This window comes from Glutamicibacter sp. St.4D3 (genome assembly GCF_059728615.1).
In genome coordinates this window covers 3,163,212-3,185,718 of record NZ_AP039380.1, presented here as the reverse complement: position 1 = coordinate 3,185,718, position 22,507 = coordinate 3,163,212, and the positions used below count along the sequence as shown (strand labels likewise).

Annotated in this window: 20 protein-coding genes; 10 read left to right on the top strand and 10 right to left on the bottom strand. The window is 66.3% G+C overall.

All coding sequences use genetic code 11. The features are described 5' to 3' along the window. Nucleotides 1–21 precede the first annotated feature (21 nt). The 3 genes from AC6I21_RS14665 (at nt 22) to AC6I21_RS14655 (ending at nt 2,288) form a co-directional block, all read left to right on the top strand. The gene (locus AC6I21_RS14665) at nt 22–453 is read left to right on the top strand and encodes a DUF6069 family protein (protein WP_346921227.1); all 432 of its coding nucleotides are present in this window, start codon (nt 22–24) and stop codon (nt 451–453) included. Nucleotides 454–532: 79 nt separating this feature from the next. Then, complete coding sequence (locus AC6I21_RS14660; protein WP_138176308.1) at nt 533–1,429, top strand: dihydrodipicolinate synthase family protein; 897 nt, start codon at nt 533–535, stop codon at nt 1,427–1,429. A gap of 283 nt (nt 1,430–1,712) precedes the next feature. Next, nucleotides 1,713–2,288, top strand: a complete 576-nt coding sequence (locus AC6I21_RS14655; RefSeq protein WP_138176310.1) for a CDP-alcohol phosphatidyltransferase family protein — start codon at nt 1,713–1,715, stop codon at nt 2,286–2,288. Here AC6I21_RS14655 and AC6I21_RS14650 read toward each other — a convergent pair. The 5 genes from AC6I21_RS14650 to AC6I21_RS14630 form a co-directional block, all read right to left on the bottom strand. Further along, nucleotides 2,246–3,097 (bottom strand): ABC transporter permease, encoded by an 852-nt coding sequence (locus AC6I21_RS14650; RefSeq protein ID WP_138176312.1) that lies wholly within the window; start codon nt 3,095–3,097, stop codon nt 2,246–2,248. The genes AC6I21_RS14655 and AC6I21_RS14650 overlap by 43 nt on opposite strands. Before the next feature lie 50 nt (nt 3,098–3,147). After that, a complete protein-coding gene (locus tag AC6I21_RS14645) occupies nt 3,148–3,903 on the bottom strand; it encodes an iron ABC transporter ATP-binding protein (protein ID WP_054821034.1) in 756 nt (251 codons plus the stop codon). Then, on the bottom strand, nt 3,900–4,952 hold the full coding sequence (locus AC6I21_RS14640) for an iron chelate uptake ABC transporter family permease subunit (RefSeq protein ID WP_138176314.1): 1,053 nt from the start codon (nt 4,950–4,952) through the stop codon (nt 3,900–3,902). Before AC6I21_RS14640 ends, AC6I21_RS14645 begins: the two co-directional genes overlap by 4 nt. Nucleotides 4,953–4,956: 4 nt before the next feature. Then, nucleotides 4,957–5,937, bottom strand: a complete 981-nt coding sequence (locus tag AC6I21_RS14635; protein ID WP_497762748.1) for an ABC transporter permease — start codon at nt 5,935–5,937, stop codon at nt 4,957–4,959. 93 nt (nt 5,938–6,030) lie between these two features. Next, on the bottom strand, nt 6,031–7,020 hold the full coding sequence (locus AC6I21_RS14630; RefSeq protein ID WP_138927061.1) for a siderophore ABC transporter substrate-binding protein: 990 nt from the start codon (nt 7,018–7,020) through the stop codon (nt 6,031–6,033). Nucleotides 7,021–7,952: 932 nt separating this feature from the next. Between AC6I21_RS14630 and AC6I21_RS14625 the strand changes: the two genes are divergently transcribed. Continuing rightward, a complete protein-coding gene (locus AC6I21_RS14625; RefSeq protein ID WP_138176320.1) occupies nt 7,953–8,165 on the top strand; it encodes a hypothetical protein in 213 nt (70 codons plus the stop codon). Nucleotides 8,166–8,220: 55 nt separating this feature from the next. Here AC6I21_RS14625 and AC6I21_RS14620 read toward each other — a convergent pair whose 3' ends face one another. From AC6I21_RS14620 to AC6I21_RS14605, 4 genes are all read right to left on the bottom strand, one after another. Then, nucleotides 8,221–8,967, bottom strand: coding sequence for an aspartate/glutamate racemase family protein (locus AC6I21_RS14620; protein ID WP_138176322.1), 747 nt, complete (start codon nt 8,965–8,967; stop codon nt 8,221–8,223). Nucleotides 8,968–8,984: 17 nt separating this feature from the next. Continuing rightward, a complete protein-coding gene (locus AC6I21_RS14615; RefSeq protein ID WP_138176324.1) occupies nt 8,985–10,511 on the bottom strand; it encodes an NCS1 family nucleobase:cation symporter-1 in 1,527 nt (508 codons plus the stop codon). A gap of 220 nt (nt 10,512–10,731) precedes the next feature. Beyond that, a complete protein-coding gene (locus AC6I21_RS14610) occupies nt 10,732–10,869 on the bottom strand; it encodes a hypothetical protein (protein WP_171021197.1) in 138 nt (45 codons plus the stop codon). A gap of 297 nt (nt 10,870–11,166) precedes the next feature. Then, nucleotides 11,167–12,855, bottom strand: a complete 1,689-nt coding sequence (locus tag AC6I21_RS14605) for an HNH endonuclease (protein WP_497762747.1) — start codon at nt 12,853–12,855, stop codon at nt 11,167–11,169. A gap of 362 nt (nt 12,856–13,217) precedes the next feature. Here AC6I21_RS14605 and AC6I21_RS14600 point away from each other — a divergent pair, with 362 nt between their 5' ends. From AC6I21_RS14600 to allB, 6 genes are all read left to right on the top strand, one after another. Further along, nucleotides 13,218–14,390 (top strand): glutamate--cysteine ligase, encoded by a 1,173-nt coding sequence (locus tag AC6I21_RS14600; protein WP_138176328.1) that lies wholly within the window; start codon nt 13,218–13,220, stop codon nt 14,388–14,390. 545 nt (nt 14,391–14,935) lie between these two features. Next, the gene (locus AC6I21_RS14595) at nt 14,936–15,733 is read left to right on the top strand and encodes a hydroxypyruvate isomerase family protein (protein ID WP_497762746.1); all 798 of its coding nucleotides are present in this window, start codon (nt 14,936–14,938) and stop codon (nt 15,731–15,733) included. 65 nt (nt 15,734–15,798) lie between these two features. Then, nucleotides 15,799–16,683, top strand: coding sequence for a 2-hydroxy-3-oxopropionate reductase (locus AC6I21_RS14590; RefSeq protein ID WP_138176332.1), 885 nt, complete (start codon nt 15,799–15,801; stop codon nt 16,681–16,683). Nucleotides 16,684–17,060: 377 nt separating this feature from the next. Continuing rightward, a complete protein-coding gene (gene gcl / locus AC6I21_RS14585) occupies nt 17,061–18,854 on the top strand; it encodes a glyoxylate carboligase (RefSeq protein ID WP_138176334.1) in 1,794 nt (597 codons plus the stop codon). A gap of 214 nt (nt 18,855–19,068) precedes the next feature. Then, nucleotides 19,069–20,220, top strand: coding sequence for a glycerate kinase (locus tag AC6I21_RS14580; RefSeq protein ID WP_497762745.1), 1,152 nt, complete (start codon nt 19,069–19,071; stop codon nt 20,218–20,220). 54 nt (nt 20,221–20,274) lie between these two features. Then, a complete protein-coding gene (gene allB / locus AC6I21_RS14575) occupies nt 20,275–21,654 on the top strand; it encodes an allantoinase AllB (RefSeq protein ID WP_497762744.1) in 1,380 nt (459 codons plus the stop codon). Nucleotides 21,655–22,101: 447 nt separating this feature from the next. Here the strand turns inward: allB and AC6I21_RS14570 are convergent, their stop codons facing one another. Then, the gene (locus tag AC6I21_RS14570; RefSeq protein WP_497762743.1) at nt 22,102–22,497 is read right to left on the bottom strand and encodes a hypothetical protein; all 396 of its coding nucleotides are present in this window, start codon (nt 22,495–22,497) and stop codon (nt 22,102–22,104) included. Between the last annotated feature and the right edge of the window lie 10 nt (nt 22,498–22,507).

Below are 22,507 nucleotides of genomic sequence, written 5' to 3'. Positions count from 1 at the left end.
ATCCGAGGAGGAATTCAGCCGATGGGCGCTGAAATCCAGTACAAAAGCCCCTTCAACTTCGTCCAGGTCCTGATCTTGGCCCTGGGTGCCGCCTACCTGAACGTCATCGTCTTCTTCGTCAGTGAATCCGCCGGCGGTTCCATGGTGTTCAACGGCGGGCTGGTGGACCACGTGCAGTTCGCGCAGGTTCTGGGCTTCACCCTCGCACCGATCATGATCCTGGGGCTGCTCACCTTCGCCATCGGCAGCGCCAAGCCCGGCTTCTGCCGCATCGCCCAGTGGCTTGGCGCGATCGTGGCCGTCGTCTCCATCATCAACCCGATCCTGCACGCCACCGACGCGGCCACCGGCATTGCCCTGGCCCTGATGCACCTGGTCGTGGCGGCAGCCTGGTTCGTGGCGGTACGCCGCACGAACAACAACCAGCCGGTCCCGGCCTACGCGTTGCGGTAACCAGCCGGCCATAAACAGCGGGCAGCCCCGCGGCTTCAGTTAACGTAGACCCCAGAACGCGCACAGCGAGGGGGAGACAATGAAGTTCGCGGGACTTTCCGCTTTTCCATTGGTGCCGATGGCGGGGGAACGGGTCGACATTGACGCCGTGGCCCGTCTGGTGGCCCGCTCGGCCGGCGTCGGGGTGGACTGCCTGGGCGTGCTGGGATCCACCGGCAACTACGCCTACCTTGATCCGGGGGAACGCCGGGAGGTCCTGGCCGCCAGCATCTCCGCCGCCCAGGGGACACCGGTGCTGGCCGGGGTTGGGGCGCTGCGGACCCGGGATGTGCTGGGCCATGTGGCTGACGCGCAGGCCGCCGGCGTCCAGGGCCTGTTGCTGGCCCCGGTGTCCTACCAGAAGCTGACCGACCAGGAGGTCTTCGACCTCTACCGCACTGTCAGCCGGGCCAGTGATCTGCCCATCATCGTCTACGACAACCCGGGCACCACCGGGTTCAGCTTCAGCGATGAGCTGCACGGGCGCATCGCCGGGCTGGAAGGGGTGAGCGGGGTGAAGATTCCGCCGCCGGCCGCAGATGGCGCTCGCCGGCGCATCGCCGAGCTGCGCCGCGTGGTCCCAAGCGGCTACGGGGTTGGCATCAGCGGCGACTGGATGGCCGCCGAGGGACTGGGCGCCGGGTGCGACACCTGGTACTCGGTGATCGCCGGCGTACTGCCCGGCACCGCACTGCGGATCACCCGGGCCGCGCAGGCCGGAGGGCACGCCGAGGCGCTGGACCTCTCGCGCCGCCTGGAGCCGCTGTGGGATCTTTTCCGGAGCCTGGGCAGCCTGCGTGTGGTCAGCGCGCTGGCCGAGGAACTCGGTCTGGTCTCCGCGCCGAGCCTGCCGCTGCCCCTGCAGGGCGTTCCCGGCCCAGCCCGCCAGCGGCTGCGGGAGTTCCTGGCCGCTGCGCGGCTCGAGGACGATGTATAACCGCAACGGCATATAGTGCTGGCTTGGGCAAATGGGTGCCCGGGCGAACCTTGGATGCCCTGATGCCGGGCACCCGTGTACTTGCGGCACCCGGTTCACTACGCTCATAGGCAAGAGGCCTTCCGTGTCGCTGCCGCGGCGGGAGGGGCCGCTGGAACCAGAGGAAGGCGCTGGAGATGAGCCGAGCACCATACCGCGCACAGGCTGCATCTGCCCTGCCCCCACGCTTCACCGGCCCCCGGGCGCCGTGGCCAAGAATTTCCCCTGACGGCAGGGCAGCGTGATGAGCGAGATCCTTCAGCTGCGCCCCGGAGACTGGCGCACCATCCCGAACCTGGTGACGCTGCTGCGCTTGCTGCTGATTCTTCCCATCTGCGGGTTCATCATCAGTGGCGGGCAGCCGGTCCTCACCCTGGTGCTCGCGGCCATTTTTGGCACCACCGACTGGGTCGACGGCTTCTTGGCCCGGCGCCTGAATCAGACCAGCCGCTTCGGCCAGATCCTGGACCCCATCGCGGACCGCATCGGGGTGGCCCTGATCCTGGTGGCCCTGACCATTGGCGGTCTGCTGCCCTGGTGGATTGCGGTCCTGACGTTGCTGATGGATCTTGCCGTGACGGTCAGCCTGTTTTTCGCCAAGGATCCCGGCAGCCTTTCGGTGAGCATCATCGGCAAGGTGCGCACCGCGGTGCTGATGGTGGGGCTGGTCCTGGTGCTCATCGCCCGGGTGCCGCAGTGGCAGGCGCTGGCCGAGCCGGCGGTGCTGTTGACCGGGCTCGGGGCCGTGCTGCATGCGCTGGCGGGGCTGGGCTACATCTACCGGCTGCTGGCCCGGGCCCCGCGCGGGGAAGCCGGCTGAGCCGCGGCGGAAACTGGCCGGTCTTCGTGGGCTGCTACGGCTCGCTTGGCGCCCGGTGTCCGTTCCGGCCGGTCCGCGGTCCCGCGTTCAACCAGCACCGCCACCACGGTGACCGCCACCGCCTGCACCGCGAGCAGGTTGATCAGCATGATCAGCTGCACCAGCCCGGCATCCAGGGGGCTGGCTCCGCCCAGCACCAAACCGACGAAGGCCCCGGGCAGTGTCACGGTGCCCACGGTGCGGGTCTGATCCAGCCCGGGAAACAGCGCCTCGGCAGCCACGGGACGGCCCACCAGACTGCGGGCCTGAGCCGGAGGCAGACCCAGGGCGAGCGCCGCCTCCACTTCGCCGTGCCGCTGCTTGAGCTCCTGCCGGATGCGGCGTCCGGCCAGCGAGGTGGCGCTCATGGCCCCGCCGATCAGTTGCCCGACCACCGCCACCAGGGCCAGGGAGGAGAACGGCAGCACCCCAAAGGCCAGCATGACGCCCACCACCGGCAGCACGCCCGCGCCAATGGCGATGCCCGGCCCCCACCAGGCCAAGGCGCCGATCCGCCGGGTACTGGTCAATGCGGCCACCGCGAACATCAGCAGCAGGAACAGGACGGTCAGCCACCAGGACCGGGAGAGCTGGGAGATCGCCAGCGCCACCACCAGCATCTGCGCCAGGGCGCGCAACACCGCGGTGAGGATCTGGCGGGCCGGCAGCAGCAGAAAGCGCTGGGCGAAGAGGGCGGCGATCCCCGTCACCAGCACCAGCATCACCCACATCGGCCAGCCGGTGTGCAGCAGGGTTGAGTCCTGGCTCATCGGTCGGCCTTTCGGGATCCAAGGGGGCCGCTGCGGCCCCATGCGGGGATTTAGTAGTAGACCGCCAGCGGGCCCTCCGGGCCCTCGATGACGCGTACCGGGGTGTCGAACACGGCGGAGAGCACCTCATCGCGCATGATCGCCTCGGGGGAGCCGAACTCCACGACCTGGCCCTTCTTCATGGCGCAGATGTAGTCCGAGTAGTGCCCGGCGAAGTTGATGTCGTGCAACACGATCACGATCGTGCGCCCCAGCTCCTGGGCGGCCTTGCGCAGGTGCTTCATCATCTGCACCGAGTGCTTCATGTCCAGGTTGTTCAGCGGCTCATCCAGCAGCACGTAGTCGGTGTCCTGGGCCAGCACCATGGCCACGTAGGCGCGCTGACGCTGACCGCCGGAGAGCTGGTCCAGGTAGCGGTCCTCCAGGTCGTTCAGGTTCAGGAAGTCGATCGCCTGGGAGATGATCTCCTCATCCTTGCGGGTCAGCCGCCCCTTGGAGTGTGGGAAGCGGCCAAAGCCGACCAGCTGGCGCACGGTCAGGCGGGTGACGAAGTGGTTCTCCTGGCGCAGGATCGAGACGATCTTGGCCAGGTCCTTCGAGGCGGTGGAGGCCACGTCGTAGCCGGCCACCTCGATGGTGCCCTCATCCAGGCCGAGCAGGCGCCCGACCATGGTCAGCATGGTGGACTTGCCCGCGCCGTTCGGGCCCACCAGCGCGGTGATGCCCCCGGCCGGGATCTGCAGCGTCACCGGCCCGATGGCCACTTCGCTGCTGTACTGCTTGCGGACGTCTTTGAGGGTAATCACAGCCGGCCCTTTCTGAGGACGAAGATGAGGAATGCGGTGCCGCCAACCAGTTCAATGATGATGCCCACCACGCCCTGGGCGTAGAAGACGTTCTTCATGATGAAGTAGGCCCCGGCCAGGATCACGAACCCGGTCAGCGCGGCCATCGGGAAGATGTAGCGGTGGTCGTAGGTGTCGGCCAGCTGGTAGGAGAGCATCGCGGCCAAGAAGCCGAAGAAGGTCAGCGGGCCCACCAGCGCGGTGGACACGGCCATCAGGATCGAGACGAAGAACAGGGTGCGCATCACCTCGCCGCGGTGGTTGATGCCCAGGTTCATGGTGGTGTCCCGGCCCAGGGCGACCACGTTCAGCCGCTTGGAGGACAGGATCAGGAACAGCGCGGAGACCGCCATCAGCGGGATCGCCACCGGGAAGTAGCTCACGTCCGCGTTGGAGATCGAGCCGAAGAGCCGGGCGGTGAGGATGTCGAACTCGCTGGGGGCGAGCATGCGCTGCATGAACGTGGACACCGAGCCCAGGCCCGCACCGATGATGATGCCAATCAGCAGCATGATCTGGATGTTGCCGAACTTGCCCGAGAGCAGCCAACCGTACAGCGCCACCGACAGGGCGACCATGATCGCCACCTGCAGCACGAACTGGGTCACCCCCTGCAGCGCCACGATCCCGGCCGCGCCCATGAAGAACACCGAGGAGGTCTGCACCGCCACGAACAGGGATTCAAAGCCCATGATCGAGGGGGTGATGATCCGGTTGTTGGTGACCGTCTGGAAGCTGACGGTGGCCACCGCCTGGCAGATCGACACGATCACCATGGTGGTCAGCGACGTGGCGCGCAGTTCGGCGATCCGCCAGAAGCCCTCACTGCCCACCGGCATCGGGTTGTCCAGGGCCAAAAAGCCGTAGCTGAAGCCCAGGGCCGCCAGGATCAGCAGCGAGAGGATCACCCAGTAGCGGGTGCGCACCTTCTTGGAGGGCAGCGCGCCGGACTGGCGCAGCGGGGCGAAGTTTGGGGGCATGGATTGGGACATCGTCGGGTTCTCACTCATCAGACTAGCCATTTCGACGCTGCCTCAACAACAGGGCGATGAAGACCACCGCACCGACCACACCCAGGATCAGCGAGACCGGGATCTCGAAGGGCATGATGATGGTGCGCCCGATCAGGTCGCAGACGGTCACGATCGCGATGCCCAGCAGGCACACCCACGGCAGGTTGCTGCGCAGGTCATCGCCGCGGAACATGGAGACGATGTTCGGCACGATCAGCCCCAGGAACGGCAGGTTGCCCACCACCACGGTCACCACACCGGTGGCGATTGCGATCAGCCCGGTGCCGATGAGCATCACCTGGCGGTAGTTCAGCCCCACATTGGTGGCGATCTCCTCACCCAGCCCGGCCACGGTGAAGCGATCCGCGACCAGGAAGATCGCCACCGCCACCAGGGCCACGATCCACAGCACCTCGTACTGTCCGCGCAGCACGGAGGTGAAGGACCCGGCGAACCAGATCCCCAGGGACTGGAGCATGTCGGTGGTCAGCGCCAGGAACGTGGAGACCGCCCCGACCACGGCGCCGAGCATGATGCCCACGATCGGCACGGTCAGCGAGGCCTTGAGTGAAACCCGCTGCAGGAACAGGAAGAAGAGCATGGTGCCGATGAACGCGAATAATACTGCCACGCTCATCTTGGTCAGGATCCCGGCGTTCGGGGCAAGGATCATCACCGTGAGCAGGCCCAGGCCCGCCCATTCGGTGGTGCCGGTGGTGGTGGGCTCCACGAACCGGTTCTGGGTCAGCAGCTGCATCACCAGCCCGCTCATGGCCATGGCCGCGCCAGCCAGAACCAGGGCGATGGTGCGCGGGATGCGGGTGATGGCGAACATGTCCCCACCATCCTCGGCGCCGAAAATGTCGTAGACGCCGGTAAAAAGCGAAAAGCCCAGCAGGATCAGGACTCCAAGGATCCCAAGCAGCAGCTTGGGTTCGAAGAGCCTGCCCCGGGGCGGCTGTGTGGTGACGGTGCTGGTCATGGTCCTGCCGTTACTGCGAAGGTGTGGTGAGACGCCACAGTGGTGGACGCCGCCGGTTGGCTGCGTCCACCACTGGGTCAGTGCGCGTTGGGGCTACTTGCCTTCGAGCGCATCAGCGAAGTCATTGATGAATTCGGTGTAGGTCTGGATGCCCTCGTTGGTGTAGGTGTCAGCCGGCATCACCAGGACGTTGCCTTCCTTGGCGGCGGTGACGTTCTTCAGCGCATCCGAGTTCTTCAGCAGGTCGGCGGCCGGCTTGTAGTCCGGCTCATCGGCGGCCACTGCGGCATCGCGGTCCATGACCAGGATCCAGTCCGGGTTGGACTTGGCGATGGCCTCAACGGAGATGTCATCACCCTGGTGGTCGGTGGAGGACTCGTCAACCTCAAGGGCCGGGGTCAGATCCAGCAGGTCGAACAGCGGGCCAAGGGTGCGGCCGGTGGACGGTGCCGAGTAGTTGATGTTGCCGCCGGAGGTGATGACGCCCATCACCTTCTGGTCCTTGTTGTAGGCGGCCTTGGCGCGTTCGACGGCCTTGTCGAACTCGTCGGTCAGTTTCTTGGCTTCGTCTTCCTTCTGGAAGATCTGGCCCAGCACGGTGGTCTGGCGCTTGAGTTCCTCGCCGAACGGCTTGTCCTCGCGCGGGTCCAGGGAGACGATGGTGGCCTCAGGGGCCAGCTTCTTGAAGTCCTTCTCGTACTGGGTGAAGCGCTGGCCGTTGATGATCAGGTCCGGTTCCACGGCGACGACCGATTCCAGGTCAGGCTCGCGGTGGCTGCCCAGGTCGATCAGGTCCTTGTCCTTGGTGTAGCCGATGGTGTCCGGCATCAGCGAAACCGCTGCGGCCGAGAGCTCCACGCCCCAGGAGTCCAGGGTCTCGAAGGTGCGGTTGTCGGTGGCGACCACGGACTTTGCCGGGACATCGATGGTGTGCTCGCCGTTGTTGTCCTCGAACGTGACGGTCGAGGCGCCCTCGGAGGACGAAGCGCTCGACTCTGGGGTCGAGGCGTTCGAACCGCAGGCGGTCAGGGACAGAGCGGCGATGCCAAGCAGCGCAGCGGCGCGCAGTTTCACAGAGGCCATGATTTCCTATCGTTCCGGGGCCACCGAGCGGCGGCCAGCGAGGTTGATCTGAAATTAGCTTAGCCTAAGCTCCATGTGCTCTGCACTCCGCAGATATGGTTATTCAAATCACACCTAATGGGGTACAAAGTCCGAAAGTGCGGGTTTTCAAGGATTTTTCCGCGCACAACAAGGCGCGCCTGCCTGAATAACGAACCAAATTGTTTCCGGAATCCGAGAAAAAGAGAATTCCGGGACATTTTCGTTGGCGAAGGCTCCTGGCGGCTGGTATTGTGCCCGGCTTTCGACTCCCGACATTCACTTGGCCGCCGGGGGCGGGCTACCTTCCGTCGTGCTTCACGCCGGCCCCTTGGAGAATTAGTTCTTGGTGGGCCCGGGCGGCACTTTCGCGCCCGGCTTCCAGCCCGAAGCAGTTGCGAGGGGGACGCAGAGTGGTTAGTTGGCACCCGGTCAGTGGCGAGGCCGTTGCCCCCGAATGGGGAGCGCCGCCACCGCGGCGGAAAGGCCCCGTCGGTAGTTTTGGGTGACGCTGACATTGAAGTCATTGTGCAAGGGCGGCGCGGTGCCCGGCTTCCGAACGCCGGACAGAAGTGCCGTCTGCCTTGTGCTGAACCAGGAGCTGGCTGCTCAAGAATTCCCTGCCGACCTCACTCCATCGGCGGCCACTTTGGTCACCGCTGAGCCTACGGCGGAAAGGACATTGAGCTGGGCTCGGTGATTTAGGCGGCGTGCTTCCGCCATGTCCTGGATCGGCTTAGGGAGCGCTTGGGGTGCACTAATGATGTACTGGCGGGTGCCGAATCACGAGAGCCAGCAGGGCACCACGTTAGAGATTGCGCAAAGGGCTGGACGCGGGGCTGGGAGTTTCAAACTGCAAGCGCTAGCCTTGAGAGCCTTGGGCCCGCCACCTACAGTGCTGAAGGAGGTTGCTTATGGAAGTGAGGACGCTGCTCCTTGAACTAAGCGATGACCAGTTAGCCGATCTGAACGACGCTTTGGAAGACTACAGAGACTATTTCAAGGCGCAAGCTCAAGAAGCCTCCATGGGTTTCGGGCTCGATGCCGACTATTGGGAATCCCGGGCGAATGAGATTCAAGGCTTAAGGGAGATGCTCCTGAAGGCCCGCGGCAAAGAAATCACCTGAAGGCACTCACTGCGGGGCGGTCCGGCACTTTGGACCGCCCCGCAGTGAGTTTCTATCAGGACGCGGCGTTGACTTCCGTCAACCTCGTCAGGGGCCAGCCAATGACCCGCTTGGGCCGCGGTGGGGCGTAGGTGCGCACCTTTGAGGTGGACAGGCCCATTCGGACCATTGACTCAGCGATGGTGACCGCAGCGCGCACGCCGTCAACGATCGGAACGCCGGTGGCTTCGCGGACCTGGTGCTCGAGCTCGGCCATGCCGCCGCAGCCCAGGCAGATCACCTCGGCCTTGTCCTCCTGCACCGCACGCCGGGACTGATCGACGATGGCTTTGATGGCGCGTTGCGGATCCGACTCCAATTCCAGGACCCCCAGTCCGCTGGCCCGCACCGAGGCGAGCCGGTCGGTCAGCCCGGCCAACTTCAGCCGGTCCTCGATCAGCGGAACCGTCCGATCCAGCGTAGTCACCACCGAGTACTTGTGCCCGAGGAACTGGGCCGTGGACGCCGCCGCCTCGGTGATGTCCACGACCGGCACTTCCAGCAATTCCTGCAGGCCTTCACGGCCGTGCTCCCCGTAGCCAGCCTGGATTACCGCATCGAACGGCTCAGGATAGTTGACCACTTTGTCGATGACGGCGATCGCCGCCAAGTAGCTTTCGAAGTTTCCTTCGCAGCTGTCGGCGCCGAAATCGGGGGTGAGCTCAATAATCTGCGTCCCGGGGGAGGCCACTTCGCGCGCGGAGTCTCCGATGGCGGTGGTCATTGAGGCAGTGGTGTTCACGTTCAGGACGAGAATTCGCATGGTCTTTTCCCTTCCCTCTAGTGCTTTGCCACTACGGCGATGGCTTCGCCATCGATATCCGCCAGGTCATGCTGTCGCTTGGCGAGCAGCAGGTATACCAGTGCGCCGCTGCCCGAGCCCAGGAACCAGGCGAACGGACCGACAATATGCAGGGCAGGAAGGAAAGCAAGCAGCAGGGCCACCACGGAGCTGATGGCCAGCGCTGCCACGGCACGGTAGTTCACGCCACGCGTGAAGTAGTAGGTGCCGTTGGGGGAGGTGCGGTAGAGGTCCACGACGTTGATGCGTGCCCGGCGCACCAGCCAGTAGTCGGCCATGATGATCCCGAACAGCGGGCCGAGCAGCGCGCCCAGGCCGCCCAGGAAGTAGTTGATGATTTCCGGTGAGTTGTACAGGTTCCACGGCAGGATGACCAACCCGATTACCCCAGAGATCAGCGCAGCCCGGCGGAAGTTCAGGTGCTTGGGGAACAGGTTGTTCAGGGCGTACGTGGGTGCGACGAAGTTCGCCATCAGGTTCACCGCGATGGTCAGCACCAACAGGGCGCCGGATGCCAGCAACAGCAACGCCGTGTTCGGAATGGCCTGAACGACATCTGACGGGGAGTCAATGATGGTTCCGTTGATGGAGAACTGGGTGCCGGTCAGCACCACCACAATCGCACCGAAGAACAGCATGTTCAGCGGGATTCCAAAGAAGTTGCCGCGCACGATTGCCTTCTTAGAGATCGCGCCGCGGGTGAAATCGCAGAAGTTCAACACGAAGGTGCCGTAGATGGAGACCCACAGCGCTGCTGCGCCGAACACGCCGATCCACATGTCCAGCCCACTGCGGGGAGTGCCGGCATCCAGCGCGATGTTGAACCCGGATTCGAACAGCATCCACACGGCCAGGGCAAGGAACGTGACAAGGATGACCGGACCGGCGAAGGCCTCATACTTGCGGATCATCTCCATCCCATAACTGACGATGACCAGCTGCAGGATCCACAGGGAAACAAAGCAGATCCAGCCCAGCACGTCGAGACCGAGGAAGCTGGTTTCCTGCAGGGAAGCAGCCCCCGGGGCCAAGGCGATCACCATGACGCTGAGGACCTGGGAGGCCAGGAAGGTTTGGATGCCGAACCAGGCGATGGCGACCGCGCCGCGAAGGAGCGCCGGAAGCTGCGCGCCGGTGATGCCAAACGCAATGCGGCTCATGACCGGGAAGGGAACGCCGGTCTTCTCTCCCATGAATCCGGAGAGGGTCAACAGGGCAAAGAGCAAGATGGCTCCGATTCCCAACGCGCCTAGAATCTGCCATCCGCTCATGCCCAGGGCAAAGAGGCCGATGGCAAATGTGTAGTTGCCCAGTGAGTGCACATCGTTGGCCCAGAGGGTGAAGATGCTGTAGGCGTTCCACGTTCTGCCCTTTTGGGCGGTCGGTGCCAGGTCTTCGTTGTAGAGCGAAGCGGACAGCTGGTGCGGATTGGAGGGGTCGATGCCCAATGGGACATCAGTGGTTGGGGTGCTTTGAGGCGCCGTTACGGCGTTGGGGATAGACATTGGTCAGGATCCTCTGAGATTTATGGCAGGCCAAGGCAGCGGCTGCGGGCAGCGCAAAGCGGACTGCAAAAGTTAAGGAGAACCGAGGGCAAATGAGCTGATTCGGTATGGAAGGTTGCGGCGAAGTGGTCAGAGCGACAGGGGCCGCAGGCAAAGGGTGCCTCTCCGGAAACGCCAGCGCCAAAATCATGGGCGGGGCGTGCGGAGGAAAAAGGAAATCTCAGACGCGCAGAAAAGTATCTTTGTAGCCGGCATAGTGGCCGGCCAGCGCCGCGTTGCGTTTCGCGGCGTAGTGCGAACGGCGAATCCACTGCCGGCCCATATGGGCGCTGCAGAGAATCAGATCGAGACTGATCATGGCTGCTCCTGAGAAAGAACTCCGAGATGTGTGCCACATCACTAATGGTGCTCTTACTGTAGTGGTGCCATGCTGATTCCGCAAGCAAATAATTCGCTTCCAGCATACGGAAGGGATTCCTCTTGCCCTGCGGAATGAATTCATTCTGTCCAGCGGAATAGAGGCTGGAAACAAGCTTGCGAGGTGGAACTTGAGCCAAGGGAATCAGGGTCGCGGTCTGAACAAACATCGCTGGCGCCTGTGGCCGTCCCGGGGTGGGGCGGCCACAGGCCGACGGCGCATCACGGACCGATGGGATTAGCCAGGTTCCAGCTCATCCCCGGCATGCCAGGGCAAGGTGGCATCCGGCGGTTCCGGGTCATCGCCCGGCGGGTCGAGGTCGTCGCCCGGTGGGCCGGGTGGTGCCCGGTTCCCGGCGCCCGGTGGCGGGTCCCCGGGGATTTGCGAGGTCAGGTCCGGGTCGCTGGGATCATGCCAATACCCCGGAGTGCCCGGCGGTATCTCATGCAACGCCAACACCTCACGCAGCTTCTCATCCACATACACCGCCTGTCGTGAAGGAGCGCTCATCGTGTAGTTGGAGCGGCCATTCACGGTGGTCAGGCTGCCCGGATCGGAAAAGTGCACCAACCCGTTCGGGGATTCCCAGCGCACCGACCCATCAGGCAGGAACTGGCTCTGCCACCGCAACGCGTGTTTGAACATCTGATGCCGGGTACACAACAATTTGGTGTTATCCCGGGTGGTGGTCCCGCCCTTGGCCCAGTCCTTGACATGATCGATCTCGCACCGCTCCGCCGGGCGCCGGCACCCAGGGAACTGGCAATGCTCATCACGCAACTGCACCAGCTCCTGCAACGCCGCCGGAGGCCGGTACCGGGTACGGCCCACATCGATCGGGGCCCCGTCCCACGGATCGGTAAGCACCCGGGCAAAGGACGGGGCGTGCCGGGCCAACGCCAACGCCACCCCGGCCGGGATCGGCCCGTACCCCTGCAACTCGGCCAACGCGGTCCCCGGGGCGGCCAACAACTGAAGGGCCGGCAACAACACGTGCAGCTTCACCCGCACCCCCGGCCCGGGCCTCTCCGGCCACCCCTGGATCAGCACGTCCCGGAAAACATCGGCATGCAGCTGCGCGTCGCTGCGCTGCTCATCCGGCTCCCGGTGCTCATTGGCGTGCGCGGTGATGTTCTTCATGATCGCCATGATGTCCTCCGCCGGCAGGCACGCCTGCAACGCGGCCATCCCATCAGGCTCGGCCCACCACCGCACATAGCGCTCCTCCACCCGGCGTTCACGCCGGGTGGCCGGGGCCTCGGGCAGCATCTGGGTGCGCAGCTTCTTCGCCCGCTTACTCACCTGCGCATCAGTATCCCGCCGGGCCACCGGCAACAGGTTCTGCTCCAACTGTCCCACCTGCTCCGGCTGCAGATCCTGACTGGAACGAATCACCGTGATCGCGCTGCGGGTAGTGATCTGCCCCTGCCGCAACGCCTCCAAGGTGCGCGGACACAACTGACGCAACCCCTCGGCCACCAACAGGCGCGCATTGGTCGAGTACTCAGTGGTGCGGGTGGCCAAGGACGCCTCGGCCACGAAATTCTGCCGGATCACCTGCTCCGAGCCCGGCTTCACCCCGTACTTCTGGATACTGGCCAACTGCAGCGGATCAGTGATGCCCTTCTGCCGGTCCTGCAAATACGACAGCTCCAGCCCCTCGGCCAGCAACACCGCCTCAACGGCATCGAGCATCGAACGCAGCCGCCCCACCGTTCCCAACCGCTCCAGCACCTCACCCGGGGACCCCGGCGCGGCCGCCAGTAACTCATCGGTCACGGCCGAGGTCAGGGGCTGGCACGCAAGCTTGTAATCGATCCCGGCATACAGCACCCCGTCGATGCCCCAGTGGTCCCGAAAACCGCTGGCCAGGATCGGTAACCGGTGGACGTCATCCCCGGAATCGAAGATCTCTTTTCTGCCCATACCCCATCATCCCAACCCCCACCGACACTATGACCCCGACCACAACCAGATGGGGAAAGCCGTGGGAGGTCGTTCTTCACGTGTGCTTCCGGCAGCGGGGAAGGCTGCCTTCAGCGGTAGGCGGTGAGCGATGCGCAAGGCCAGTCGGCTGGATGTGACCTGAGACTTTTGGGGAAAACCCCACGGATGTCGGGGCCGCTATTAGTGTTCACTGCACCAAGATGCCACCAGGTCTCCTGCTGGTCGTGCCGGTTGCCGGCCAAGGACGCGGCAGGCCAAGGCCATGGCCTTCCGGACGGTTCGGATCCGCACGGCGCGGGGAGCCGGGCGGCATCGTCAAGCAAGACGGGGAGGGCCGGCTGATGCGCACATTTGGTGTGGAGGAAGAACTGCTGCTGGTCGACGGGCTCACGCTGGAGCCGCTGGCGGCGGCCGAGCAGGCCGTGGCTTCGGCGCCCGGCACGGCCGCAACGGGACACCAGTTGACCGTGGAGCTGAAGCAGGAACAGCTGGAGATCGTGTGTCCGCCGCAGACGAGCCTGGCCGGGCAGCTGGAGGCGATCCGCACCGGACGCGCCCTGGCGGCCAGCGCCGCCGCGAATGTGGGCGGGCAGGTGGTGGCGCTGCCGGTGCCGCCGCAACGCCTGGTCTCCCACCTGGTGCCCAAGCCCCGCTTCCGTAAGATGGAGGAATTGTTCGGCATCACCGCCGACGAGCAGCTGACCAACGGCTTCCACGTGCACGTGGAGATCGATTCGCCCGAGGAGGCCGTGGCGGTGGTGGACCGGATCCGCATCTGGCTGCCCACCCTGCTGGCGCTGAGCGCGAACTCCCCGTTCTGGGCGGGCCGGGACTCGGGGTACGGCTCCTACCGCTACCAGGTGTGGTCGCGCTGGCCCACCTCCGGGCCCAGCGAGCTGTTCGGCTCCGTGCAGGGCTATGAACGCCACCAGCAGGCGCTGCTGAGGACCGGGGTGCCGCTGGATGCCGGGATGCTGTACTTCGACGTGCGGGTGTGCGAGCACCAGCCCACCGTGGAGGTGCGCATCACCGACGTCTGCCTTGACCCGGCCCACGCGGCGGTGATCGCCACCCTCGTGCGCGCCCTGGTGGAAACCGCGGCCCGCGACACCCAGCGGCCGCCGGTGCAGGTTCCGGCCGCCGAACTGCGGCTGTGGAGCTTTCAGGCCAGCCGGGCAGGGGTGAGCGGTGCGCTGGTCGACCCGGCCAGCGGCGCGCCGGCCCCGGCCACCGAGGTGGTGGCCGGGCTGCTGCGCGCGGTGCGCCCGGTGCTGGAGGAGCTCGGTGAGCTGGATCCGGTGCGCCAGGGGGTGCAGGGGATCCTGCGCCACGGCAGCGGCGCTCATTTCCAGCGCCAGGCGTACGCACGCCGGCATTCGGTGTACGACGTGGTGGCCGCAGCCCTGCAGCGCACCCACGTCCACCAGCCGGTGCCGCCCGGGGTGCTGCCGGTGCTGCGCCCCGAGGGCGGCGGCCCTTCGGCGCCGGACCAAGCCCAGCGCTGGTTGGCCTGAGCGCGGCTGGGCGGTGAGGGCGGCATGCGGCCGGCTTCAACCTTGCTGCGGTGGTAGTTCACGGTTCCGGTATGGCTTCATGCGTTCGGACAGGATCGCCTGAATATCGCCGCGGTCCCCACCCTGGACAGCAGCGGGGTACCGCAACGTCCCACGGGGCGAATTTCTCCGGATGCCGATAACTATTGACCACTGGTTTTCCGTCAGGCGGAGTGTCTGCCTTCTGCGATGCGGAAAAATACTCCGCAATGCCACAGGGCGGGTGAAGGGGTGCCGTGGTGCCCGCGGTGCGCGCGATGGTCGTCCCGTTGCCGCGTGATCCGGCGGGCTTCACGGGCCGGATACCTCAAGGCAAGCCGCCGTTCGCCCTGTCCTTGACCGGTCGCCGGCGGGTTCGCCACGGAATTTCCCGGCCCCGCCCCCAGATGTTCGCCGCGTTACGCAACCCCCTTGACAGTGACCCAGATCTCGCCATAAAGTTTCCATAAACCAAAACATAGTTTCCACATGTTGAAATTATGGAAAGACTTCAAGGAGGGAACGACGTGTCCTACACACTGAACTGCTCGATCTTGCTGACCGAACTGCCGATCCTGGAACGCGCAGCCGCCGCCAAGGCCGCGGGCTTCGACAGCGTGGAATTCTGGTGGCCGTTCGCCGAGGCCGTGCCGGGCGACAAGGACGTGGATAAGTTCGTCGCCTCCCTCAAGGACGCCGGCGTGCAGCTGGACGGACTGAACTTCTACGCCGGTGACATGCCCGGTGGCGACCGCGGGCTGGTGTCCTGGAAGGGCCGCTGCTCCGAGTTCAAGGCGAACGTGGAAGTGGTCGCCGCGATCGGCGAGGCCACCGGCTGCAAGGCCTTCAACGCGCTCTACGGCAACCGCCAGGAGGAATACACCCCGGCCGAGCAGGACGAGCTGGGCCTGAAGAACTTGGTCGCCGCCACCGAGGGCGTGGCCCCCATCGGCGGCACCGTGCTGATCGAGCCGGTCTCCGGCACCGCGGCCTACCCGCTGAAGACCGCCGCCGACGCGCTGGAGGTCATCAACAAGGTCAAGGCCACCGGCAACCAGAACATCGCCCTGCTGGCCGACTTCTACCACCTGGCCGTGAACGGGGATGACGTCGCCGCGGTGATCGAGCAGCACGCCAAGGACTTCGGCCACATCCAGATCGCGGACAACCCGGGCCGTGGCGCACCGGGCACCGGCAACCTGCCGCTGTTCGACTGGATCGACCGCTCCCGCGAACTGGGCTACACCGGCAAGGTCGCCCTGGAGTACAAGCAGGAGCGCGAGACCGCGTTCAACTGGCTGGAAACCGCCAGCACCTCCGCCTAGCGCACCTCCCGCACGAGGCCGGCCCCGCCGGCACCGCCTTCGACAGCTTTGAAAGAACAGGACAAATGAGCAAGAACATCGCCTTCATCGGACTGGGCATCATGGGCCTGCCCATGGCCAAGAACCTGGTCAACGCCGGCTTCAAGGTCACCGGCTACAACCGCAGCGCCGCCAAGGCCGAGGAACTGGCCGCCGCCGGCGGCACCGCGGCCAAGACCATCGCCGAGGCGGTCAAGGACGCCGACGTGGTGATCACCATGGTGCCGGACTCCCCGGACGTGGAAGCCGTGGTCACCGGAGAGGACGGCGTCTTCGCCAACGCGAAGTCCGGCGCCCTGTGGATCGACAACTCCTCGATCCGCCCGGACGTGGCCGTGCGCCTGTCCGACGCCGCCCGCGAAGCCGGGCTGCGCCCGCTGGACGCCCCGGTCTCCGGCGGCGAGCAGGGCGCGATCGACGGGGTGCTGTCCATCATGGTCGGCGGCGAGCCGGCGGACTTCTCCGAGGCCAAGGACGTGCTGGAGGCCGTGGGCAAGACCATCGTGCTGGTCGGCCCCTCGGGCTCCGGGCAGACCGTGAAGGCCGCGAACCAGCTGATCGTCGCCTCCAACATCCAGGCGCTGTCCGAGGCCGTGGTCTTCCTGGAGGCCTACGGCGTGGACACCGACTCGGCGCTGCAGGTGCTCGGTGGCGGGCTGGCCGGCTCGAAGGTGCTGGACCAGAAGGGCCAGAAGATCCTGGACCGCGAATTCGGTCCGGGCTTCCGCCTGGCGCTGCACAACAAGGACATGGGCATCGTCACCTCCGCCGCCCGCGAGGCCGGGGTCATCCTGCCGCTGGGCGCCCTGGTGGCCCAGCTGGTCAGCTCCACCGTGGCCAGCGGCGACGGCTCGCTGGACCACTCCGGACTCTTCCGCGGCGTACAGCGCCTGTCGGGCAAGTCCGAGTAGCCGCCCGGGCCGGGAACACCGGCCTGGCCCAAAGATTCCTGTGACGGGATCCGCAGACCGCACGCAGCGGTCCTGGGATCCGCAGCCGTCCTGCTCCAGGGGCGCCCGGGTCGAAGCGACATCAGTGATTCCCTGACAGATCGTCCCGAAGCTCGAAGTCTTCGACTGCCCGGGCCCCCACGTGCTCATGGAAGCCAGGATGGCCGGTGTGATGAGCCGAGGACCCCACGCAAAGGACCACGTGATTGCTCCGTGTGGTGCCAGCCGCGGGTCCCGTCGCAGGTCTATCCACCCCAGCCGGACCAACGCCGGCTGGATCCAAACTTTTCTCGAAAGACCCCGGCCAGCGGCCGGACCAGCAAGGAAGTGTGATTCCCATGCCTAAGATGCGCACCGTAGATGCCATCGTGCAGATCCTGGAGAAGGAAGGCGCCACCGAGGCGTTCGGCCTGCCCGGGGCCGCGATCAACCCGCTGTACTCGGCCATGAAGGACCATGGCGGGATCCGCCACACCCTGCACCGCCACGTGGAGGGCGCCAGCCACGCCGCGGACGGCTACTCGCGGGCCACCGGCAAGATCGGGCTGTGCCTGGGCACCTCCGGCCCGGCCGGCACCGACATGATCACCGGGCTGTACGCCGCGATCGCCGACTCCATCCCGATGCTGTGCATCACCGGCCAGGCGCCGACCAACGTGCTGCACAAGGAGGACTTCCAGGCCGTGGACATCGAGTCCATCGCCAAGCCGGTCACCAAGTACGCGGTGACCGTGCTGGAGCCGGGCCTGGTGCCGGGCACCTTCGCTAAGGCCTTCCAGATCATGCGCTCGAACCGTCCCGGCCCGGCGCTGATCGACCTGCCGATCAACGTGCAGATGGCCGAGATCGACTTCGACATCGATGCCTACGAGCCGCTGCCGGTGCAGAACCCGCAGATGTCCCGCGCCCAGGCGGAGAAGGTCGTGGACCTGCTCACCGGCCATGAGCGCCCGATCATCATCGCCGGCGGCGGGGTGATCAACGCGAACGCCAGCGCCGCGCTGGTTCAGCTGGCCGAGGAACTGGACATCCCGGTCTCCCCGACCCTGATGGGCTGGGGCGCGATCCCGGACGACCACCGCCTGCAGTCGGGCATGGTCGGGATCCAGACCCACACCAAGTACGGCAACGACACGTTCCTGGCCTCCGACTTCGTGCTGGGCATCGGCAACCGCTGGGCCAACCGCCACACCGGGGACCTGGCCACCTACCGCGCCGGACGCAAGTTCGTGCACGTGGACATCGAGCCGACCCAGATCGGGCGCGTGTTCTCCCCGGACCTGGGGATCACCTCCGACGCCGGGGCCGCGCTTGAGGCCATCCTTGAGGTGGTGCGCGAGCGCAAGGCCGCCGGCCGGGTGCCGGACTACTCCCAGTGGTCGGCCGAGTGCACCGAGCGCAAGGGCACCGGGCACCGCAAGACCAACTTCGAGAACATCCCGATCAAGCCGCAGCGCGTCTACCAGGAGATGAACGCCGCCTTCGGCCAGGACACCACCTACGTGTCCACCATCGGCCTGAGCCAGATCGCCGGCGCGCAGATGCTGCACGTGTTCGGCCCGCGCAAGTGGATCAACGCCGGACAGGCCGGCCCGCTGGGCTGGACCGGGCCGGCGGCGCTGGGCGTGGTGCGCGGCAAGCCGGGCGAGAAGGTCGTGGCCCTCTCCGGGGACTACGACTTCCAGTTCATGATCGAGGAACTGGCCGTGGGCGCGCAGTTCAAGCTGCCCTACGTGCACGTGGTGGTCAACAACTCCTACCTGGGCCTGATCCGCCAGTCCCAGCGCGGCTTCGAGATGGACTACCACGTCTCCCTGGCCTTTGAGAACATCAACTCCCCGGAGATGAACGGCTACGGCGTGGACCACGTGAAGGTCGCCGAGGGCCTGGGCTGCAAGGCCGTGCGCGTGGAGGACCCCTCCCAGCTGGCCGCCGGCTTCGCCGAGGCGAACCGCCTGGCCGACGAGCACCAGGTGCCGGTGGTCGTGGAGGTCATCCTGGAGCGGGTCACCAACATCTCGATGGGCGCCGGGCTCGACGCGGTCAACGAGTTCGAGGACCTGGCCCTTGAGGCCGGGGACGCGCCGACCGCCCTGGTGCCGCTGAGCGAGCGGACCGCAGTACTCGGCTAGGGTCAGTCGTCACACTCACCCAACCGGAACACCCCGAGGTGCGCAAAGCGTGCACAATGGATACAGGAGACTGTGATCCGCCGCACGCCTTGCGCGCCTTGGCGGCACGGCCCGCCACCCGGCGGGCCACACCCATCCCCGGGCCCCACCGGCGCCGGGGACGGGCCAAGAACAACAACGTCAGCAGGACCATGAGGGAAAGGCGGGCCGCGGGATGAAGATCGTCATCGCCTCCGACAAGTTCAAGGGCACCCTGACCGGGGCCGAGGTGGCCGCCGCCCTGCACACCGGGCTATCCCGGGTGATCGACCCGCTGCAAAGCGTCACCGTGCCGGTGGCCGACGGCGGGGAGGGGACCGTGGACGCGGCCCTGGCCGCCGGGTTCACCGAACGCCGCACCCAGGTCACCGGGCCCACCGGCCAGCGGCTGGAGGCCAGCTACGCGCTGCACGAGGGGACCGCCGTGATCGAAATGGCCGCCGCCTCCGGACTGGACCTGCTGCCCGGCGGCACCCGACAGCCGCTGACCGCCACCAGCTACGGCACCGGCGAACTGATCAGCGACGCGCTGGCGGCCGGGGCCACCCGGATCGTGCTGGGCGTGGGCGGCTCGGCCACCACCGACGCCGGGGCCGGGATGCTCCAGGCGCTGGGCGCCTCCCTGCGCGATGCGCAGGGCCGGGAACTGCCCGGCGGCGGCGCCGCCCTGGCGCAGCTGGCCACCGCGGATTTGACCGGACTGGATGAGCGCCTGCGGCACACCACCGTGGTGCTCGCCGCCGACGTGGAGAACCCGCTGACCGGGGCCAACGGGGCCGCGGCGGTCTTCGGGCCGCAAAAGGGGGCCAGCGCCGAACAGGTGGCCGAACTGGATGCGGCGCTGACCCACTTCGCCGACCTGCTCGAGGCCGAACTGGGCACCGCATACCGCCAGCAGCCCGGCGCCGGGGCGGCCGGGGGCATGGGCTACGCGGCCATCGCGCTGCTGGGGGCCGAACGCCGCCGCGGCATCGACGTGGTGCTTGAGCTGACCGGGCTGGACCAGGCCCTGGCCGACGCTGACGCGGTCATCACCGGCGAAGGCAGCCTGGACAGCCAGTCCCTGGAGGGCAAGACCCCCATCGGGGTGGCCCAGGCCGCCGCTGCGCACCGCATCCCTGTCTACGCCGTGTGCGGGCGCACCACGCTGGACCCCGAACAGCTGGCCAACGCCGGCATCCGCCACACCGTGGCGCTGGTGGACCTGGTGAAGGATCCGAGCGAGGCCATGACCCGCTCGGCCGAACTGGTCACCGAGGCCGGCACCCGGCTGGCCAAGACCATCGCGCAAGAGCATGCCGCGAGCACCACCGTGGGCCGCCGGTAGGCAACCGGCACCCGCACCCAAGGAATCACACATCAGGAATCAGGAGCACGAACTGTGAGCACCGAAACCACCCAGGCCGCCACCGGCACCGAGACGACCACCGAGTTCGACTTGGTGCTGCGCGGCGAACGCATCCTGACCACGGCCGGAATCACCGCCCGCGAAGTGGGCGTGAAGGACGGGAAGATCGTGGCCATCGAACCGCTGGGCAACAACCTGCGCGGCGAACGGGTCATCGAGGTCGGCGCCGATGAGGTGCTGCTGCCGGGTCTGGTGGACACCCACGTCCACGTCAACGAGCCGGGCCGCACCGAATGGGAAGGCTTCGAATCGGCCACCAAGGCCGCCGCCGCCGGCGGGGTGACCACCATCGTGGACATGCCGCTGAACTCCATCCCGCCCACCGTGAACCTTCAGGCGCTGGAAATCAAGCGCGAGGCCGCCAGCACCAAGGCGTACGTCAACGTCGGGTTCTGGGGCGGGGCCATCCCGGGGAACAAGAAGGACCTGCGCGAACTGCACGACGCCGGGGTGTTCGGCTTCAAGTGCTTCCTGCTGCACTCCGGCGTGGACGAGTTCCCCTCCCTCACCGTTGAGGAGATGGAGGAGGACATGGAGGAGCTGAAGTCCTTCGACTCGCTGATGATCGTGCACGCCGAGGACTCCCACGCCATCGACCGCGCCCCGGACGCCGAGGGCGACCAGTACGAGCGGTTCCTCAAATCCCGCCCGCGCGGCGCGGAAAACGTGGCCATCGCCCAGGTGATCGAGCGCGCCCGCTGGACCGGGGCCCGCGCCCACGTGCTGCACCTGTCCAGCTCGGACGCGCTGGCCATGATCAAGAGCGCCAAGGCGGACGGCGTGAAGCTGACCGTGGAAACCTGCCCGCACTACCTGACCCTGCTGGCCGAGGAAATCCCCAACGGCGCCACCGCCTACAAGTGCTGCCCGCCGATCCGTGAGGCCTCCAACCGCGAACTGCTGTGGAAGGGCCTGGAGGAAGGGGTCATCGACTGCATCGTCTCGGACCACTCGCCCTCCACCATCGACCTGAAGGACGTGGAAAACGGGGACTTCGGCGTCGCCTGGGGCGGGGTCGCCTCCCTGCAGCTGGGCCTGCCGCTGATCTGGTCCGAGGCCAAGCAGCGCGGCATCGGCCTGGAACAGGTCATTGCGTGGATGTCCACCAAGCCGGCCGAACTGGCCGGGCTGAAGAACAAGGGCGCCATCGCCCTGGGCAACGACGCCGACTTCGCGCTCTTCGCCCCGGATGAGGCGTTCGTGGTGGACGTGAAGAAGCTGCACCACAAGAACCCGATCTGCCCCTACGAGGGCAAGACCCTGGCCGGGGTCATCCGCTCGGCCATGGTCGGCGGGGTGGACGTGGACTTCCAGACGCCGAAGGGCAAGCTGATCCGCCGCGGCGAGGCGTAGGAAGCCTGCCGCAGCAGCCAGCGCCTCCCCTCACGAGATAACTTCGAAGTGAGGGGAGGCGCTGTTACTTTTCCCGCGAGCTAGGTCAGTGCTTCTCAAATCGAGGTAAACCGTTACCCGCACGGCGATGCTAAGAAGGCTCGTGATGCCTTGCCTAGCTCCTGGTTGTGGTGCGCCCCCCCAGGTGCGCCCGGCAACACTCAGGCAGGTGCCCGGCAGGGCGATGAAGGCCAGGGTGTACAGGGGCGAGAAGGAGATTCCTGCGCTCGTGCTCCTGCCGCGGACGGCGACGAGCAAGGTCAGCGGCAAACGCGCCTTAGGATCAGCGCTGCGTTAGTTCGGCAATGGCGGCCTTCCAATTGCGAAGCGGCTACTTGGACAGCTCCACACCATGTCAGGAGGTCTTCATCCGCCGAGCAATTCAACGCGCCTCACCGAGCACTACACTTAGCGTCGACGCCTGTGCTTTGAATGCAGAAGTGGCGCTTCTGCCTTTATCCGCTTGCGTCCCGAGGCAGACCCGGTATCCGTTTCCTGCTCTTCCCACTCCCGGTTCCGTCGCTTGCAGACGGTGGCGATGGTTCGCCGGATCGCATCGGAGAGCACCATGACGGAAAGCGCCGTCCAAAATGCAAGCCAGAGCCACTGCTCCAGTACAGTGAAGGACGTGAAATGCCACGGCCGCCGAACGCCGGGAAGCTCCTCAGGCGGCTGAACGACGCCGCTAACCCAGAGCAGGGCCAATGCCGCGATTCCCAGGCAAATCAATCCGACCAGCAGCTCGGTTAGCGCAGGGCCCCACTTCATGCCTTGTTGGTGTCGACTCGTTGCGCGTGCTGCCACTTAATCAGTC